This window comes from Janthinobacterium sp. PSRC1-1 (assembly GCF_049897525.1).
Taxonomy (GTDB): Bacteria; Pseudomonadota; Gammaproteobacteria; order Burkholderiales; family Burkholderiaceae_D; genus Janthinobacterium; species Janthinobacterium tructae.
Map to the genome: position 1 here is coordinate 304,707 of NZ_JAFCWK010000005.1, position 16,814 is coordinate 321,520.

General features: G+C 60.7%; 13 protein-coding genes. 4 read left to right on the forward strand and 9 right to left on the reverse strand.

Features of this window, described 5'->3' with window-relative positions:
- Window positions 1-4 precede the first annotated feature (4 nt).
- From ACP7DW_RS13205 to ACP7DW_RS13225, 5 genes are all read right to left on the reverse strand, one after another.
- The gene (locus tag ACP7DW_RS13205) at window positions 5-2,140 is read right to left on the reverse strand and encodes a peptidase domain-containing ABC transporter (RefSeq protein WP_426055575.1); all 2,136 of its coding nucleotides are present in this window, start codon (window positions 2,138-2,140) and stop codon (window positions 5-7) included.
- 28 nt (window positions 2,141-2,168) lie between these two features.
- A complete protein-coding gene (locus ACP7DW_RS13210; protein WP_426055574.1) occupies window positions 2,169-3,476 on the reverse strand; it encodes an HlyD family secretion protein in 1,308 nt (435 codons plus the stop codon).
- Window positions 3,477-4,878: 1,402 nt separating this feature from the next.
- On the reverse strand, window positions 4,879-5,046 hold the full coding sequence (locus ACP7DW_RS13215) for a hypothetical protein (protein ID WP_426055573.1): 168 nt from the start codon (window positions 5,044-5,046) through the stop codon (window positions 4,879-4,881).
- A 6-nt stretch (window positions 5,047-5,052) separates the two neighbouring features.
- Window positions 5,053-5,622: a hypothetical protein gene (locus ACP7DW_RS13220; RefSeq protein ID WP_131687475.1), complete on the reverse strand. Its 570-nt coding sequence runs from the start codon at window positions 5,620-5,622 to the stop codon at window positions 5,053-5,055.
- Window positions 5,619-7,859 carry a protein kinase domain-containing protein gene (locus ACP7DW_RS13225; RefSeq protein WP_426055572.1) on the reverse strand — a complete coding sequence of 747 codons (2,241 nt, stop codon included), beginning with the start codon at window positions 7,857-7,859 and terminating at the stop codon, window positions 5,619-5,621. Before ACP7DW_RS13225 ends, ACP7DW_RS13220 begins: the two co-directional genes overlap by 4 nt.
- Window positions 7,860-8,050: 191 nt before the next feature.
- On the opposite strand from ACP7DW_RS13225, the gene ACP7DW_RS13230 reads away from it, so the two are divergent.
- The 4 genes from ACP7DW_RS13230 (at window position 8,051) to ACP7DW_RS13245 (ending at window position 11,222) form a co-directional block, all read left to right on the forward strand.
- Window positions 8,051-8,317: a type VI secretion system baseplate subunit TssF gene (locus ACP7DW_RS13230; protein ID WP_426085215.1), complete on the forward strand. Its 267-nt coding sequence runs from the start codon at window positions 8,051-8,053 to the stop codon at window positions 8,315-8,317.
- A complete protein-coding gene (locus ACP7DW_RS13235) occupies window positions 8,301-9,512 on the forward strand; it encodes a hypothetical protein (protein ID WP_426055570.1) in 1,212 nt (403 codons plus the stop codon). The genes ACP7DW_RS13230 and ACP7DW_RS13235 overlap by 17 nt, the downstream gene beginning before the upstream one ends.
- A gap of 74 nt (window positions 9,513-9,586) precedes the next feature.
- Complete coding sequence (locus tag ACP7DW_RS13240) at window positions 9,587-10,930, forward strand: hypothetical protein (protein WP_426055569.1); 1,344 nt, start codon at window positions 9,587-9,589, stop codon at window positions 10,928-10,930.
- 28 nt (window positions 10,931-10,958) lie between these two features.
- Window positions 10,959-11,222: a PAAR domain-containing protein gene (locus ACP7DW_RS13245; RefSeq protein WP_426055568.1), complete on the forward strand. Its 264-nt coding sequence runs from the start codon at window positions 10,959-10,961 to the stop codon at window positions 11,220-11,222.
- Here the strand turns inward: ACP7DW_RS13245 and ACP7DW_RS13250 are convergent.
- From ACP7DW_RS13250 to ACP7DW_RS13265, 4 genes are all read right to left on the reverse strand, one after another.
- On the reverse strand, window positions 11,219-12,541 hold the full coding sequence (locus tag ACP7DW_RS13250; protein ID WP_426055567.1) for an aspartate aminotransferase family protein: 1,323 nt from the start codon (window positions 12,539-12,541) through the stop codon (window positions 11,219-11,221). The two genes, ACP7DW_RS13245 and ACP7DW_RS13250, sit on opposite strands and share 4 nt — an antisense overlap.
- Before the next feature lie 81 nt (window positions 12,542-12,622).
- Window positions 12,623-13,507 carry a MurR/RpiR family transcriptional regulator gene (locus ACP7DW_RS13255; protein ID WP_426055566.1) on the reverse strand — a complete coding sequence of 295 codons (885 nt, stop codon included), beginning with the start codon at window positions 13,505-13,507 and terminating at the stop codon, window positions 12,623-12,625.
- Window positions 13,508-13,551: 44 nt separating this feature from the next.
- The gene (locus ACP7DW_RS13260) at window positions 13,552-13,836 is read right to left on the reverse strand and encodes a hypothetical protein (RefSeq protein WP_426085211.1); all 285 of its coding nucleotides are present in this window, start codon (window positions 13,834-13,836) and stop codon (window positions 13,552-13,554) included.
- 170 nt (window positions 13,837-14,006) lie between these two features.
- Window positions 14,007-16,673, reverse strand: a complete 2,667-nt coding sequence (locus ACP7DW_RS13265; protein WP_426055564.1) for a TonB-dependent receptor — start codon at window positions 16,671-16,673, stop codon at window positions 14,007-14,009.
- Window positions 16,674-16,814 lie beyond the last annotated feature (141 nt).

Below are 16,814 nucleotides of genomic sequence, written 5' to 3' on the forward strand. Positions count from 1 at the left end.
AGAGTTAAGCGGCTGCCTGTGTTTCCTGCATCACATCCTGCACGATGTTTCCTTGCTGCAGCACCACCACCCGTTGCGCCATGGCGATGGTTTCCGGGCGATGCGCGACGATCACGCGCGTGAGCTGGATTTTCCGGATCGCGGCGTTGACGGTTTGCTCGTTGTGCGTATCCAGGTGGCTGGTCGCTTCGTCAAGCACCAGCAGTTTCGGATTCTTATACAAGGCGCGCGCCAGCAGGATACGCTGTTTCTGGCCGCCGGACAGGCCGCTGCCGATGTCGCCCACCAGGGTATTGAAAGCCATCGGCATGGCGGCGATCTCCGCATGCACGGCCGCCAGGTGCGCGCAGGCTTGCACCTGCTGGTAATTGGGGGAGGGCGCAAAGAAGCTGATGTTATCGGCGATCGAGCCGGCGAACAGCGTGTCTTCCTGCATGACCGTGCCCAGCAATTGCCGGTAGTTCGTCAAGCCCAGGCTGCCCAGCTTGATGCCGCCGATGAGGATTTCGCCTTCCGTCGGTTCCAGCAAGCCCAGCAGCAGCTTCATGAGGGTCGTCTTGCCGCAGCCGGAAGGGCCGGTCACGGCGATGCACTGGCCGGCGGGAATGCTCAGATTGAGGCCATTGAGCACATTCGGTTCGCTGTCGGCATAGCGGAACGTCAGATTGCGTATCTCGATCGATGGCGAGATATCGTCCATGTCCACCTCGACGTCGCTGCCGTCTTCTTCCGCTTTGGTCAGGACGATGTCGGCCACGCGCTCGCCATGCAGGCGCAGCATGCGCAATTCAAACAGTTTGTCGACCAGGCTGGCCATGCGCTGGCTGAACTGGTCTTTGTAGCTGATGAAGGCGAACAGCATGCCCACCGAAAAGCGGTTGTCCAGCACGGCCAGCGCCGCCATCCAGATGACGATCACACGTTCGGCACTGAACAGCAAGGTATTGGCCGTCTGGTAGGACACGGATAACTTGGCGATGCGCAGGTCGGCATTGAACTGGTCGGCCAGCGCATTGGTCCAGCTGGCGCGGCGCTCGGCGGCTCGACCGAACAAACGGATACTCTGGATGCCGCGCACGGATTCCAGGAAATGCGTCTGCTGTTTTGCCGCGTGGATGATCTGTTCGGCCGTCGCCTCGCGCATGGCCTTGAACAGGGCCCAGCGCAGCAAGACATACAGCAGCACGGCGATGCAGGCCACGCCCGCCAGCAGCGGGCTGTAGACCAGCATTATGCCCAGGGTGGCCAGCACCAGCACACCGTCGATGGCGCCTTCGACGAATTGCGTCGTCAGGCTGCGCTGCATGGTCTGGATGGAATTGAAGCGCGAGACGATGTCGCCCGTGTGGCGCTTCTCGAAGTACGGCAGCGGCAGCTTTAATAGATGGGCGAAGGCATTGCCCAGCCATTGCAAGTTCAGATTCGTGGCCAGCACCGTGGTGATCCAGGAACGCACGGCGCCGATGGCCGTCTGCACCAGCACCAGCAGCAAAAAACCGCAGCCGAGCACGGTGATCAGGTCGCGGTCGGCGGCCAGCAGCGCCTCATCGACCAGCCACTGCATGTAGAACGGCGCCACCAGCGCGCATACCTGCAGAGCCAGGCCCAGCACCAGCAATTGCAGCAGGCCGCGCTTCAGGCCTACCACGCGCCCCATCAGCGACAGCAGGGAAAACTGCTGTTTTTCCTCGGCCTTCTTGAACTCGGCGGTGGGCGTCAGTTCCAGCGCCACACCCGTAAAGTGTTTCGCCACTTCCGCCAGCGCCAGGCGGCGCTCGCCCACGGCCGGGTCGTGGATCACGGCATGGCTGCCGGAGACGGATTTGAGGACGACAAAATGGTTCAAGTCCCAGTGCAGGATGGCGGGCAGCTTCAGCTCGGGCAGATGCTGCATGTCGAGTTTTAGTGGCCGAGTGTGCAGCGCCAGACCTTGCGCCATCGCCATCAACCCTTTCAGGGTCACGCCCTTGAGGGAGACGGAAAAGCGCCGGCGCATGCTGGAAATATCGGTCTGGTGGCCCCAGTAGCTGGCCACCATGCACAGGCAGGCCAGGCCGCATTCGGCCGCTTCCGTTTGCAGCAGGATGGGCAGGCGCTGGCTGCGCCAGAAGGACAGGTGAGCGAGATCGTGAAGATGCATGAGTACTCTGAAAAATTAATATGGGCGCTTACAGCCGCCCGGAAATGCTGAACAGGGGTTCGAGCACCCATTCATACAGGCGCCGCTGTTCCAGCAGCACGCTGGCGTCGACCAGCATGCCCGACTTCAGGGGCAGGGTTTCGCCATACGCCTGCACGCTCTGGCGCTGCAAGCTCAAGCGAATGCGATACAAGGGTTCATTGCCGGTGCCGCTGACGGCGCCCGGCACCGCCAGCTCTTCGGGGCGCAGCGAGGTGCTGGCCACTTCGCGCACCAGCGCCGGATACTGGCCGAATTTTTGGTACGGATACGCCTGGTAGCGCAGCAGCACCGTCATGCCCGGCTTGATGAAGCCGACCGAGCGCGAAGGCGCATAGATTTCCGCCTCCAGCTGGGCGCCTGCCGGAAGCACAGAGGCGAGCACGCTGTTGGCCGCCACCGTCTGGCCCAGCTCGGTGGTGATAGCCGTGACCATGCCATCCTGCGCCGCGCGCACGAGGATTTCGCGGCGGGCTTCGTTTTCGGTGAGTTCCTGCTCGATCTCCGTTGCGTTGCGCTGCAAGTCTTGCGTATCGCGCTGCGCCTGCACCTGCAAGTCGCGAACGTCCGCTTCCGTGGTGGCCAGGTCGCGGCCGCTGGCCGACTTGATGCGCTGCAATTCCGCCAGGCGCTGGTGCTGGTCCAGCAGCTCGGCCTGCTTATCCTGCAGTTGTGCGGATGAAATGTAATTGGTGGCATTCAGGTCGCTGTAGCGCTGGTACGACTGTTCCGCCAGGGTAATGCGGCGCTGTTGCAGTGAAATTTGGTCGTCCATGCGACCGATTTCCGCCGCCAGGTCGCTGGCGCGGCGCTGGCCCGCCGCCATGCGCTGACGCGATTGCAGGCGCGACTGCTGCATTTCCGCGTCATAGCTGTCGCGCCGGCTTTTCAATAAGTCCGAAACGACTTGCTGGGGCGCACCCGCATTGGCACTGCTGCGTTCGCCCGACAGCACGAACAGCACCTCGCCCGCGCGCACCGCCTGCCCCTCCTTGACGCGCACCCCGGCGATGACGCCAGCCTGGCCCGGCATGATGCGGATCACGCCGCTGGTCGGCAACAGCACGCCTTGCGATTGCGCCTTGCGCGTGGTGCTGAAGAAGATGAAGAAAGCGACGATGGCCAGCGCAATGGCCAGGAACAGCCAGGTCAGGAAGAGATGGCTGACGGGCCGCACCAGCAATACGGTGCCGTATTGCTTGTTGCCCAGATGCTCGATTGCTTGCTGGCGAAACAGGGGCTGGACGGGTGGGGCTGGGCTGGTGGTGGCAGCAGGGACGCTGGGTTGATCACGCAAGATGATGGACTTTTCAGGTAATGAGGGCTGTAATAACGTCAGCCGTGGTATTGGCAGGCTTGCAGTTCGCCAGCGCAGTTATCTGCAAGGGTATGGCTTGGGCCTCTGGCTTACCAGTTGATATCGCCGCCAACAGAGCTTTCCGGCAGCAGGCCGCCTGCCACTGCGTCGATTTCGTTCGTGTTTAATTCTTGTATGGTCTGCTCCTTAATAATGTCATAAGATTTACGTTTTCGAAACAACAACATCGTAAAGCAATTGTTAAAAAAAGCATAGATTTATTGTGGCAGGTGCTAGTGCAAGAGTTTCCTTCCAGCCGCTGATGCAGCTTATCGCCATTGTTGCCAGGTGATAAAACAAGAGCCACGCCGGTAAATATCGGAGCGGCTCTGGATAGAGGTCTAGCTTGCGGCAGCAAAGTGCTGCCTTGCTGGAGCCACTTTACATGGTGGTGCTTCCGCCAACTGAGCTTTCCGGCATGTTCCCACCGGATACTACTTCGATTTCATGGATTTCTAATTCTTGCATATTGTAGCCTCGCTGATTACGTTGTTTTTATGTGGAATGATGTATATGGGAAATTACTCGCACTGGATAATATCAACCCAAACCCAATGAATCGCCGACCGAGCTTTCAGGCATGTTTCCACCGGATACTTCTTCGATTTCGTGTGTGTTTAATTCTTGCATGTTGTTTCCTTGCTGATGAAGTTGCTTTTCATATGGAATGATGCGTGCGGTAAGCCATTTCGCATGCTGGAGAATATTAATTCCAACCCGTCGTTCCGCCAACTGAAGATTCAGGAATATTTCCAGCTGCTATAGCTTCGATTTCGTTAACGCTTAATTCTTGCATGCTATTCGCATTAATGTTGGAAATTAAGTTATGACTTTTAGGTGCTTGGTGCTTGGTGCTTGGTTCTTTTCGCTGGAAAGATCGCCGTACATGATAGTATTAATCGAGACCTAGCGCCGCACCTACGGAACTCTCCGGCATGTTGCCTCCGGATACTTCTTCGATTTCGTATGTGTTTAATTCTTGCATGTTGTTTACTTCAATGTTACAGATTGATCCAGGCAATTCCAACCTCGGCAGCCGTTGCCGGAGGTGTAGCTTGTAATTCTGCTGATCCACCGATCCAGTACGGCGAGTTGCTGATTTAGCTCGGAAAATAGGGATTACATCATGATATCGCCACCGACCGAGCTTTCAGGCATGACTCCGCCGGAGACTACTTCGATTTCTTCAAAGTTTAATTCTTGCATCTCTGTTGCTCCATTTTTAGGTGGATTTGCGAAATTAAATTTATCACAAGATGGTTTTCTTGCGATGCCAAGATGAGGCAGAAAGATCTCAGTCTTTCTTTGTCCCTACCTTTAAGATGTAATCTGGCTCGCTCGCTTAGCCCCAGTCGGAGTCGCCACCCACCGAGGCTTCAGGCATATTGCCACCGGATACTATCTCGATTTCTTCAAAGTTCAATTCTTGCATGTTATTCACCTTAATGTTGAAAGTTAATTCATGAAGTTCAGGAGCATGGTGCACGCCGCTGACGAGGTCGCCATGCATGGCAGGCTAGCTCCAATCCAATGACCCACCGACCGAGCCTTCTGGGTCGAAGGAAAAGACGCGCAGTTCTGGTTGGACGCCTTCGCCACGCATGATACGAACGGTAATGACGAAAGAGATTTCCCAGCGGCCCGTTGCATAGCCAACGTCGAGATTGTGTTTCCATTCCTGGCGTATGCGGCGCAGTGGCGGTAAGGCGGTGTTTTCTGCTTCGCCTAGCAATACCTGGGCTTCGAAATCCAGTGGGAAGTTGTAGCTGGCGCCCACAGCTTGCAGGAATGGTGACGGCGGTGCGTAGACGGTCGGGACAGTCGGGCCGATTTGCGCCAATTGCGGCACAGTAATGATGCAGCAGTCGACGATCTGGAATGACGTGAAACCACTCTCCTTGGAGCCGCAGCAGGTGACGTCGAGGTACACATGCTGGCCTTGCTGGAAGTGCACGCCGCCCATGTAGGGACCGTGGCGCGGATCGGCCGTACCGTCGCATGAAGTGAAGTTGTAGTCGAGTTGGTTTGTGATCTGATCTACATCAAAATGTACGGATAATTTCATCCAAGGGCTGACAGGAGTCATGTTTTACGATCTCTTTTTATGTTGATAATAAATTGTTGGTAGCGAACATCTCGCCTGAGATTCAACAGATCGGGTGCAGTTTCGATCAGATTGATAGGGTAGCCAAGCCTGACGGCCTCGAGCAACGTAGTCATGGCTGCGTCATGGTTGCCGATAAGCTCGTGTGTCAAGGCCGCCCGGAATTGGACATCAGGTAGACCCGGGGCGATGGCAAGGGCCCTAGCGACTTTCTCCCCGGCTTCTTTTTTTGCGCCCACATAGGCTGAATACAATGCCATACGTGAATTGAACATGGCGTCGTTTGGCATGCGTGCCAGAATGGGGGTGAGCAGTTCGATTGCACGCTGGTAGGAGTGCTGCGAGGCCTCGGCCTGTGCTGGTACCCAACGTTGGGCATCAGCAAGATTGGCCCATAATTGATAAGTGTTTGGGCTGCCTTTGCTGGATGACACGGCGTTTTCAAATGCTTGTACGGCGCCCAGATAGTCTGCTTTGGCAAATAGAGACGTTCCCAGGTTGTCATATAATTCCCAGTGAGGCTGGACCTGCAAGCCTTGCTGCAGCACACGCAACGCTTCGTCATTCCGGTTCTGGCGCAATAGGACGGCGCTCAGGTAGGCATAGGCACTGGTCGATTGAGGATCGAGCGCTATACTTTTGCGAAATGCCTGCTCCGCGCCCGCGTAATCGGCTTGTCGATATAGCATCATTCCCAGCAACGTTGAAAACATGCGCTCCTTGGAATACAGTACGGTCGCGCTGTCGAGTACTGTTTTTGCCAGATCAAATTTTTTAAGATGAATCAACTGGCGTGCTTTGCCGACGAGTCCTAGCAGGTTCTGTGGATCCAAGTTCAGGGCCGTTGCCGATGTACTCAGTGCTTCTTCCCGTTTTCCTTGAAATTCAAGAACCCAGGCATGCGCCACATGAGCCAACGCCAATTGATTGTCCAACGCAAGCGCCTGTTGCGCGCCTGCATCCGCGCGCTGCAGCCAAGTTTCGTCGCGGCCATTGCCGATATAACGTAGGCTGGAAGCCAGTGACAGGCCAGCCGAAGCGGCAGCGCTGGCTGGATTGTGTTTGAGCACCGTTTTGAAGTGCTCGATGGCCTGTGCTTGGCTGCTATCGCGGTCAAACACCCGCAACGCTTCCATCCCCGCCGCCATGCTGGCCATTTCCGAATACGGCGCGGGTGCTTTCTCGCCCGTGACGAACGACTTGACGGCAGGAATGATATTGGGCAGTTGCCATCCTGTCAGTATCGCCAGCAGCGCCACGCCCGCGCCCCACTGCAGGGTGCGCTTGCGGGGCAGGGGCAGGCGGATGGAGACGCTGGCGGGAGGTTCTTCCTTCGCGGGCGTCTCGTCAGCAAGGGGTGCAGCCAAGGTGAGCGGTTCCCCGCGCTGCGCCCCTATCGCCTCGCGCACATCGCGCATGGTGCGTGGCCGTTCGGCCGGGTCGTGCGCCGTCATCGCGCGCACGAGGGCGTTGATGGTGGGCGGGACGGTTTCCGGCAGGTCGGGCCACGGTTCCGTCGCCTGCATGTGGGCGGCGGCCAGGGCCAGGCCGTTCAGGTGGGCGAAGTGGCGCTGGCCGGCCAGCATTTCGTACAGCATGGCGCCCAAGGCATACACGTCGCCGCGCGTGTCGGGCAGGCGGCCCATCAGGCGTTCGGGCGCCATGTAGGCGATGGTGCCCTGCAAGTCGCACAGGGTGGTCGTCTGCGTCGCTTGCGGGTCGATGTGGCGCGCCAGGCCGAAGTCGAGGATGCGCACCTTGCCGCTTGCCTCCAGCATCAGGTTCGACGGTTTCAGGTCGCCATGGACGAGGTCCATCGCGTGCGCCTCGTCCATGGCGTCGGCGATCTGGTAGGCGATGTCGAGCGCCGCCTGCAGGTCAGCCTTGCCGCTGTGCATGAATTGCCCCAGCGTCTGGCCTTCGACCAGTTCCATCACGATGGACTGGCTCGTGCCCTGGCCCTCGATGGCGAAGATGCGCACGAAGGCGGCATGGCGCAGCGAGGCGGCCAGGCGCGCTTCATTGATGAGTTTTTCCGGATGCAGCACGTCGGCTTGCGGTTTCAGCCGCTTCAGCGCCACGCTGCGGCACAGCTTGGCATCCCAGGCTTCGAATACATGGCCGAAACCGCCTTCGCCCAGCAAGCGGCGCACTTCGTAGTGCCCGCTGATCGTGTCGTCTTGCGACGGGGTCTGACGCAGGGAGTCGAGCAGTTCCATATACCTTGGCTTCAGAGTGCATCAGCGTGGACGGCAAGCATCGAAAAGGGTCAATGCGATGCTTGAGTGCCCAAGATGATTGATTTTGAGTAACTTCCTGATTTAAAACGATTGTTTCGAATAAGTCAATTAATATTGGCAAAGAGTGAACGAAAATTGCTGTGCCAGCGCCGGGATGACATTCCTTGCTGATGCATGCAATCTTGTTCAAACTCAATTTTCCTATTCCCCGCTTCCTCAATAATGCAGACGAGGCTGTACCGGCATGTGCCGATCAGGCGATGGGAGCGGGCATGGATGAGTTGCTGCAGCATTACGAGCGCGAACTGGGCACCTTGCATGCCCACAATCAGGCGTTTGCCCGGCGCTATCCGGCCATCGCTGGCGCGTTGGGCATCGTGGGACGGCAGCACGGGCAGGGTGCAGGCGCGCATAACCACCTTGAAAAACTTCTTTGACATCATCCGCCAGCGCGCCAGTCTGGGCATGGCGCAGACAAACGAGGAAATCGACCGCTCGATGGCCAATGCGCAGCACGGCTTGTCCGCCGCTGCGGACCTCGATCAATATGGGATTGCCGGTGCTGCGCCCGGCGGCGAGCTGGCTGCCACCGAGGCCGCAGGCGTGTGCGTGCAGCGCGTGTTTGCCCAGAGGTTTGAGGTGGGCAAGCAGGGCAGCTATCACTACTGGAGCGATCACTGGCGCAAGCCTGCGCCGGGCGGCAAGGACTTCTGGTTTCCGGCGCAGAAATATGCGTCGTATTCCATCAAGCAGGGCGTCGAGGCCAGCGAGGACGCCTTTTCCACCATCCTGACGGTCGGGTTTGCCCCCTTGTTTATCGTGGCAACGGGCCTGGCTCAAAGCCCTTGCAATGCCTTGCCCCACAAAGACTGGAAAATCGAACTGAACGCACCCGACTTGGCTCTGCCCTTCAAGCCGCAGTCCTTGCGCTTTGGCCAGACCAGCGAGCAATTCGACGAAGGCTACGAGCCGCCCGGCGAATCGCGCCAGGCGGGAAAGCAGCGCGCGCCCGGCGACGATTACCTTGCCGATCACGAGATTCCGCCCGGCGGCCTGCAGGGGCAGGCGGCGAAAAGCGAAGCCAAACGCATGGACAGCGCCAGGGGCACGGCCGATGACGAGGCGCGCCTGCGATTCGAGCAGCGCGCGGTGATACGCGCCCAGGCCATACGGGAAGGGAAAAGTCCCGCAGGTCAAAAAGTGCAGCAGGAAATGCCCAACGCCACGCCCGACGCCGAATACCAAGCATGGCGCAGCACGCGGATTGAGAAAATGATGTCCAGCCAGGCGGGCGCCTACGCCACCGACCATTCCACCATCCTGACCAACCCCATGCACGCGGAGCGGGCGCTCGCGTATGACGTGGCGGTGGGCGTGTGCCGCATCAAGGCCGACCAGTTGCGCAAGTTGAGGGTGGCGGCGGATTGGAGGTTGTTGGAGTGGGTGGACGAGCCCGATTCTGCAAAGACTTTTGAGCAATATTTCGCAAGTGCCACCATTGATGAATTAAAGATAACCGTTTGGGCAGGTAGAGAAGGCGGACCGGCCAGTATGCCTAGTTTGATAGTCGACAAGCGTGAGAATTCTCCACCGGACGCCAAACCAAACTCTGGTGAGCGCGCCCATGGGTGACATTGTGTTGATTGCTCTTCCAGTTATATCAGGATGCTGTATTCAAGATATGTTTTAAAAATGGAGAATTCAATATGACGAAATCCTTTTTTATTTATGCTTTGATGATTTTTCTGGCGTTGATTTTCCTGACAGCCTGTGCGCGTCTTCGTTCATCGCCTCCTACGCCGGAAAAGACCGTTGCCGCAGCACCTGACACTAAAACACACCCCTATATGGCACAAGTTGTCGCTGTGCAGTGGCTGAATCCCTTGCAGCGCCGTGACTACCCCACCCAATGGCAGTTGCTGTGGACTTTAGGGCTGGTACCGCCAAACTCTGACGATGACATGGTCAAGGAAAATCCCAAAAAATATTCCAGCTTGCAAGCTATTTCGCCGATCGCTGGAGGGAGTGATGGTGCGGAAACGTTTGTTGGATATCATCGTAAATACATTCGGAAGGTATTTAATTTGTTTCATGATATTTATTATTCCGACCCCGAATACTTTTATAACGTTCATTCAGCCGAGAATCGTTCACGCTGGCGTGAGCTAGCTGGCATCCATATCGAATACGCTATTCCTGAAGGGAAACTCGATCCTGCGGATGCAGGAGCCTTCGTGCAGGACTATGTTCGTCGTACCTTTACCATTGGTAACCCCAACTTTCCTACCCTCTGGACGCGTTCTACGCTCCCCGACGTCCGCATCACCACGGGCGGCCCCAATGCCGGCTTTACTTCACTTTCCGCCGCGCTCGACTATCTGCAAACTCACCCCAAGGAAACCGTCTGGGCCATGAACTGGGATGCGCCCAGCCGGCCCCTGGACCGGCAGATCAACGAGAACCTGGTACTGCTGGTGCTGGCCGGCCCTGACTACAAGACGGAGCGGGCGCCGCTGGCGTGGCTCGGCTATCCAAGCAGCAAGGCTATGGCGGATTTTGAAGTCAAAAAGGGTGAACCGCCGCGCCTGGTGCAGGCGTGGACGGCGGCCATCGAAGAGGCCGCAGCGAAGGCGAATAAACCTGATACCGACATCGGCTATCTCATCCACGACGCCGGCAATACGCACCAGGATTCGTCCGCACGGCTCGGCGCGCTGGCGCAGACGCTCACCCTGCAATTGCCGGAATTCGATTTCCTCAAGCAAAGCTTCAATCTGACGGCCGTGCTGGGCGAGACAGGCGCGGGAACGGCCTTGACGAACGTGGCGCTGGGCATCGCCTACGCGCACCATTTTGGTAAACCCGTGCTGGTGGCCGGCACCAGCGACCTGCTTGCCCCCGTGGCGCTGGTGGTGGCGCCGCCCGCCGTCGTGCGGCCGATCCGGGCCGACAAGCCATGGTTCCGCGCGCGCAGCGGCAACCATGCGTACCTGCCCTGGTGGGGCTTGCGCCACGATGCGCCCGAGTATTACCAGGGGTTTTCGCAGTGAAGCACCGTACTTACCCAGGGAGAAGAGCATGCGTGGCGTGATCCGTTTGAACGACCCCACCAGCCATGGCGGCAAGGTGGTGGGGGCGGCGCCGAACAGTACGGTGCTGGGCCTGGCCGTGGCGCGCAAGGGCGACCCTTGCGTGTGTCCGATCAAGGGCCACGTGCGCTGCGTGATCGCCGAGGGCGATCCGCAAGTGCTGATCGATGGCGTGCCCGTGGCCTTTGACGGGCACAAGACAAGCTGCGGCGCCAGCCTGATGTCCACCGTGGGCAACAGCGGGCGCGGCTAGCGCAGGCTGGCGTCGATAGCCATGCCCAGCTTGTCGACGATCTCGTCGACGTGGCTGGCGTTGATGATGTAGGGCGGCGCCAGCAGGATGTGGTCGCCGTGCAGGCCGTCGATGGTGCCGCCCATGGGGTAGCACATCAGCCCGCCCTGCATGGCGTGCGCCTTGATGCGCGCGTGCAGGCGGCGGGCCGGGTCGAACGGTTGCTTGCTGGCGCGCTCCTGCACCAGTTCCAGCCCCAGGAACAGGCCGCGGCCGCGGATGTCGCCCACATGCGGGTGCTCGCCGAAACGCGCCTGCAGCCGCTCTTTCAGCAAGTCGCCCATGGCGCGTACGTTGGCCAATAAATCGCGTTCCTCGATCTGCCGCTGCACGGCCAGGGCGGCGGCGCAGGCCGTGGCGTGGCCGATATACGTGTGGCCATGCTGGAAGAAGCCCGTGCCGGCGCGAATGGTGTCGCGGATGTCTTTTGACACCATCACGGCGCCGATGGGTTGGTAGCCGGAGCCCAGGCCCTTGGCGATGCAGATCAGGTCGGCGGTGATGGCTTCCTGCTCGCAGGCGAACAGGCTGCCCGTGCGGCCCATGCCGCACATGACTTCGTCGAGGATCAAGAGGATGCCGTGGCGCTTGCAGATGGCGCGCATGCGCGCAAAATAGCCGGCCACGGCGGGCAGGGCGCCAGCCGTGGCGCCGACGACGGGTTCGGCGATGAAGGCCATGACGTTGTCCGCGCCCAGTGCGGCGATATTGTCTTCCAGCTCCTGGCCCAGGCGCGCCACGTAGTCAGCATCCGTTTCATGGGCCTGCTGGTCGCGCCAGGCATAGCAGGGCGACACATGGGTGACGCCAATGAGCAGCGGCTCGAACTGCTGGCGGCGCCAGGCGTTGCCGCCCGTGGCCAGCGCGCCCAGGGTGTTGCCGTGGTAGCTTTGGCGGCGCGCGATGACATGGCGGCGCTGCGGCTGGCCACGCTCGACGAAATACTGGCGCGCCATTTTCAACGCGCTTTCCACCGCTTCCGAGCCGCCCGAGACGAAATACACGCTGTCGATGCCGTTTGGTGCCCGGGCGACGAGAAAATCGGCCAGTTGCTCCATCGGCTCACTGGTAAAGAACGCGCTGTGCGCATACGCCATCGTGGCAATCTGCTGCTGCACGGCGGCGATGACGGCCGCATCCGAATGGCCCAGGCAAGAGACGGCCGCACCGCCGCAGGCGTCCAGGTAGCGCTTGCCGTCGGCGTCGATCAGGTAAGGGCCATCGCCGCCAGTGGCGACAGGGTAAGTGGCGGTCAGGCTGCGGTGGAAGACATGGCTCATGGCATCGCTTTCTTGTCGGCAAGGGAGATGGCCGAGTATAGGATGCGCTGCACCACAATGCAACGATTGATGCATTTGCTATTAATTTACATCATTTGATGTTTTTGCGTAGGCGCCCAGCGCCTGCAATTGCTTTTCCGCCGCGCCGATGGCTTGCACGGCATCGGGCCCCGCGCGCGCCACCAGCAATTCCACCAGGCTTTCCACGGCCGCGACGCCGGCCACGATGGAGGGGAAGAACGAGGGGCTGTCGACGGCGATGACGATGCTGGCGTCGGCCTGCAGGGCCAGTGGCGACATGGCGCTGTCGCTGATGGCGACCACCGGGCAACCGGCCTGGCGCGCCGCCTGCGCCACCAGCAGCGCTTCGCTCGAATACGGTGCGAAGCTGACGACGACGACGGCCTCCCCGGCCTGCAGGGCGCGCAAATCCATCTCCAGCGTGCCGCCCTGGCCGCTCAGCAGCTGCACGCTGGGGCGCAGCAGCCGGTACAGGTAGTGCAGGGTGTAGGCGATCGGGTGGGCGGCGCGAAAGCCCGCCACGTGGACGCGCGGCGCCGCCTGCAGCAGGCTGGCGGCCGCATCCAGGGCGTTATGGTTGACGCTTTCCGTGGCGGCCAGGTTGCGCTGCTGCACCGTGAATACTTCGGTGACAAGATTTCCTTCCTTGCCGGCCAGCGCGCCCGCCTTTGCCGCGTAGCCGGCGGGTCCCGCGCGCAGGCGTTCGACGAAGATGGCTTTGAGTTCCGGCCAGCCGGCAAAGCCCAGTTGCTGCGCCAGACGCACGAGGGCGGCCGACTGCACTTGCGCGCGCGCGGCGATGCTGCGCATCGACGACACGGCCACGTCGTCCGGATGGTCGGCCAGGTAGCGCGCGCCGGCCTGGAATTGCGGGCTCAGCTGCGCATGGCGCGCCTTGATCAGGTCCATCAGTGCCGCATAGGAGTGGGGTGTCGCTGCCTGCATCGCCGTGCCTCAGTCAATAGGTTGCGGCGATGGTACAGGATTCGTCAGCGCGCCGGTAGCGGCGACGCTTGCACCCGGGCGGCCGTGCGCGGACGCAGGCGGGCAAACAGGTGCGGTCCGGCCGGTTTGCGGCGCGGACCCGTCGTCAGCACGCGCAAGGCGGTGGGCAGCGGCACGTCGTGGCAATGCAAAAACAGGGCGGCGGCGCCCGTGCCAGCCATTTCCTGCAAGGCCAGCGCATGTTCGACCAGCGCCGCCGTGCGCATGTCGAGCCGCACCGGGATGTCGGGCTGGAATAGGTGGATGTCGATGGGCCGTGCATTGCGCATGCTGTCCCCGCCGGGTTCGCTAGTCAAGCTGCCAGCATAAAAGCACCCGGGCGCCACCATTTTGCGTTAAATCAATTCCACTGGCGGATAGATTCCATAGAGCAAAAAAAACGCCAACCGTTGCCGGCTGGCGCTGAAAACCCTCGAAGGAAGAAAGGGTGGGGGACGGGCTAGTAGCTCCAGCGCAAAGACAAGCCCACGACCTTGTCATAGCGCCGCACATCGCGCACATAGTCCGGCGTGTCGTGGTAGTCGCGGTAGGTCGAGTCGAGCAGGTTGTTGGCGTCCAGCGTCAGCGTGGTGTGCGCGTTGAGCTTGTACGACACCGACGCGTCCAGGGTTTTCGTCGGCGCCACGGTCAGGTGGATGCCCTTGCCGCGGTAGTTGTAGTCGTCCACATATTTGTCGCGCCAGCTGTAGGCCAGGCGCGCCGACCATGGTCCCTGTTCGTACAGGCCGACGATGTTGGCCGACCATTTCGACATGCCCGTGAAAGGATGTGCGCTGCCATTCAATTCTTCCAGCTCGCCCGTCATGTAGGTGGCGTTCGCCTGCAGGCCCAGGCCGCCCATCCAGCCGGGCAGCTTGTCGTAGAACTGCTGGTAGGCCATTTCCATGCCTTGCAGATGCCCCTTCGACGTGTTGCGCGGACGCGTGATGTCGTACACGATGCCGCCATACGTTTCCTTGGCCGAGCCGGACAGGATGTAATGCTTGAAGTTGTGGCGGAACACGGTGGCCGTGACGGAGCCCGTCTGCGCGAAATACCATTCCAGCGCCGCATCGAGGTTCTTGCCTTCCACGGGTTTCAGGTCGGGATTGCCGCCGCTGCCCGTCGGGCGCACCATTTCCAGGCTCTGGCCCAGGGTCACGCCGGGATTGAAGTCGGCGAAGTTCGGGCGCTGTACGGCCTTGCCGGCAGTCAGGCGGGCGATCAGGTCCTGGCGCAGCATGGCTTTCAGGGTCAGGCTGGGCAGCACGTCCGTGTCCGACGTTTTCACGCGCACCGGCGTGATGATGCCGTTTTGCGAGGAATTGCCTTGCAAGTCCTGCTTGGTCTGCACCACGCGCACGCCCAGGGTGCCATCGACCGGCACTTGCGCCAGGTCAAAGCCGATGCGCGCCTTGCCGTAGATGGCATTGGTTTTTTCCACATCCTTGAAGTGGGTCATCGGATCGTCGGGGCTGCGTGCGCTGCTGCCCGTAAACAGCTGGCGCAAGGTGTCCGTGTTGTTGAGCATGAAGTCGCGGCATGGCGTGAGCCAGCTTTGCAGGCCGAAGTTGCCCGTGTTCTGGTGCGAGGTACAGGCCAGGCCGGGCAGGGCATCGGCGTACATGGTCGACGTCAGGCCGCCCTGGCCATTTTTTTCGCGGATCGATTCGGCCTTGCGTTTGGCCAGGCGCACGCCGCCCGACAATTCGCGGAAGAAGCCCGTGCTGTCCAGGTCGTAGGTGACATCGGCGCGCCAGTCGGTCGAGCTGCCTTCGTCGTGGCTGTGGTTATCGTAGAAGCCGAGCAGCGTGTAGTTCTTCGGGTCCAGCATGTTGTAGCCGGGGTAGCTGATCTGCGCGCCGCCGTTCACGTTCGTGCTGCCGATGATGCTGGTCGGATGCGCGAGGAAGTCGAGGATGGGAAATTCGCGCTCGAAGTTGCTCACCGTGCGCGCCAGTTCCGTGGTGGCGCGCAGCTGCGGCGTGATGTCCCAGCGCGCGCCGATGGCGCCTTGCGAACCGATCGAGCGGTCGCGCCGCGCCTGGGTCGAACCGAGCGTGAACGGCGACCATGGGCCGTCGATCTTGCCCACCGTGGCCGCCTGGTTGGTGCCGGGGATCAGGGTGATGTCCGGATTCTGGCCCCAGGGCAGCGAACCGACGAAGAACTGGCTGTCGAACGCGTGCTTGATCAGGGTCGACATGCCTTCCGCATACACTTCCACCTGCGAGTTCGGGCGCCACTGGAAGGCGGCATTGGCCGCATAGCGCTTGCGGTCGCCCACGGTGGGGATCATGCCGACGGAGTCCGGGCCCGTGATGTTGCCCGCGTCCGGGCGCTTGACCGGTTCGGCGTTCCAGATCGTCTCGTCATAGTATTTGCTGCGCTGGTAGGACAGGCCGAGCAGGGCGCCGAATTCGCCGTACGGGGTTTTCCAGCGGTTCGAGACCATGCCGCTGACGTTCGGGTCCGTCGAGCCGGACTTGTCGCGGTGCTCGGCGCGCACGTTGCCCGATGCGGTAAAACCCTTGAAGTCGAACGGGCGATTGGTGCGCACGTCGACCACGCCGGCCGTGCCGCCTTCGACCATGTCGGCGCCCTGCGATTTGTACACGTCCACGCGCTGCAGCATGGCCGTCGGGATGTCGGCCAGGTACAGGCTGCGGCCCACGGAGGTGAACATTTCGCGGCCGTTGAGCAGTGTCACCACGCCGGGCAAGCCGCGGATGATGACGGAACCGGCTTCGCCGCCTTCGCGGCGAATTTGCACGCCCGTCACGCGGCCGAGGATTTCGGCCACGTTCTTGTCGGGGAATTTGCCGATTTCATCGGCGACGATGGAGTCGACCACCTGGTCGTTGTTCTTCTTGATCGTCTGCGCGCTTTGTGCCGCGCGGCGCACGCCCGTGACGGCCACGACGGCGATGCCGCTGTCGGCTGGTGCCGCCGCCGGCGCTGTTTCTGCCACTTCTGCCGCCGGTGTCTCCACGGCGGGCGCCTGTTGTGCCCAGACGGAAGCGCTGCTCAGCAGGCCTGCGCCGGCCAGGGCGGCCACCGTGGCCTTCAAGGTCAACCGTGTGTTTTGCCTGGGCGTGCCGGCGCCCGTTGCCATCCATTGCTTCATCTTGTCTCCACCTGTATTGTAGTTATGTTGAGAACGCTGCGGCAGTCGCCGCCAGAGCTGAAACTTGCTCAGGAAACATGGTAGGGGGAATGACTTTGCCCCACAAATGACTTCTTTTGCGATGTCAATACCAATTCCGGT

Coding starts and splice junctions, on each gene's coding strand:
- ACP7DW_RS13265 (WP_426055564.1), bottom strand. CDS start 16,673: ATGAAGCAATGGATGGCAACGGGCGCCGGCACGCCCAGGCAAAACACA.
- ACP7DW_RS13255 (WP_426055566.1), bottom strand. CDS start 13,507: ATGCAGGCAGCGACACCCCACTCCTATGCGGCACTGATGGACCTGATC.
- ACP7DW_RS13230 (WP_426085215.1), top strand. CDS start 8,051: ATGCATGCAATCTTGTTCAAACTCAATTTTCCTATTCCCCGCTTCCTC.
- ACP7DW_RS13205 (WP_426055575.1), bottom strand. CDS start 2,140: ATGCATCTTCACGATCTCGCTCACCTGTCCTTCTGGCGCAGCCAGCGC.
- ACP7DW_RS13250 (WP_426055567.1), bottom strand. CDS start 12,541: ATGAGCCATGTCTTCCACCGCAGCCTGACCGCCACTTACCCTGTCGCC.
- ACP7DW_RS13220 (WP_131687475.1), bottom strand. CDS start 5,622: ATGACTCCTGTCAGCCCTTGGATGAAATTATCCGTACATTTTGATGTA.
- ACP7DW_RS13215 (WP_426055573.1), bottom strand. CDS start 5,046: ATGCATGGCGACCTCGTCAGCGGCGTGCACCATGCTCCTGAACTTCAT.
- ACP7DW_RS13225 (WP_426055572.1), bottom strand. CDS start 7,859: ATGGAACTGCTCGACTCCCTGCGTCAGACCCCGTCGCAAGACGACACG.
- ACP7DW_RS13245 (WP_426055568.1), top strand. CDS start 10,959: ATGCGTGGCGTGATCCGTTTGAACGACCCCACCAGCCATGGCGGCAAG.
- ACP7DW_RS13240 (WP_426055569.1), top strand. CDS start 9,587: ATGACGAAATCCTTTTTTATTTATGCTTTGATGATTTTTCTGGCGTTG.
- ACP7DW_RS13260 (WP_426085211.1), bottom strand. CDS start 13,836: ATGCGCAATGCACGGCCCATCGACATCCACCTATTCCAGCCCGACATC.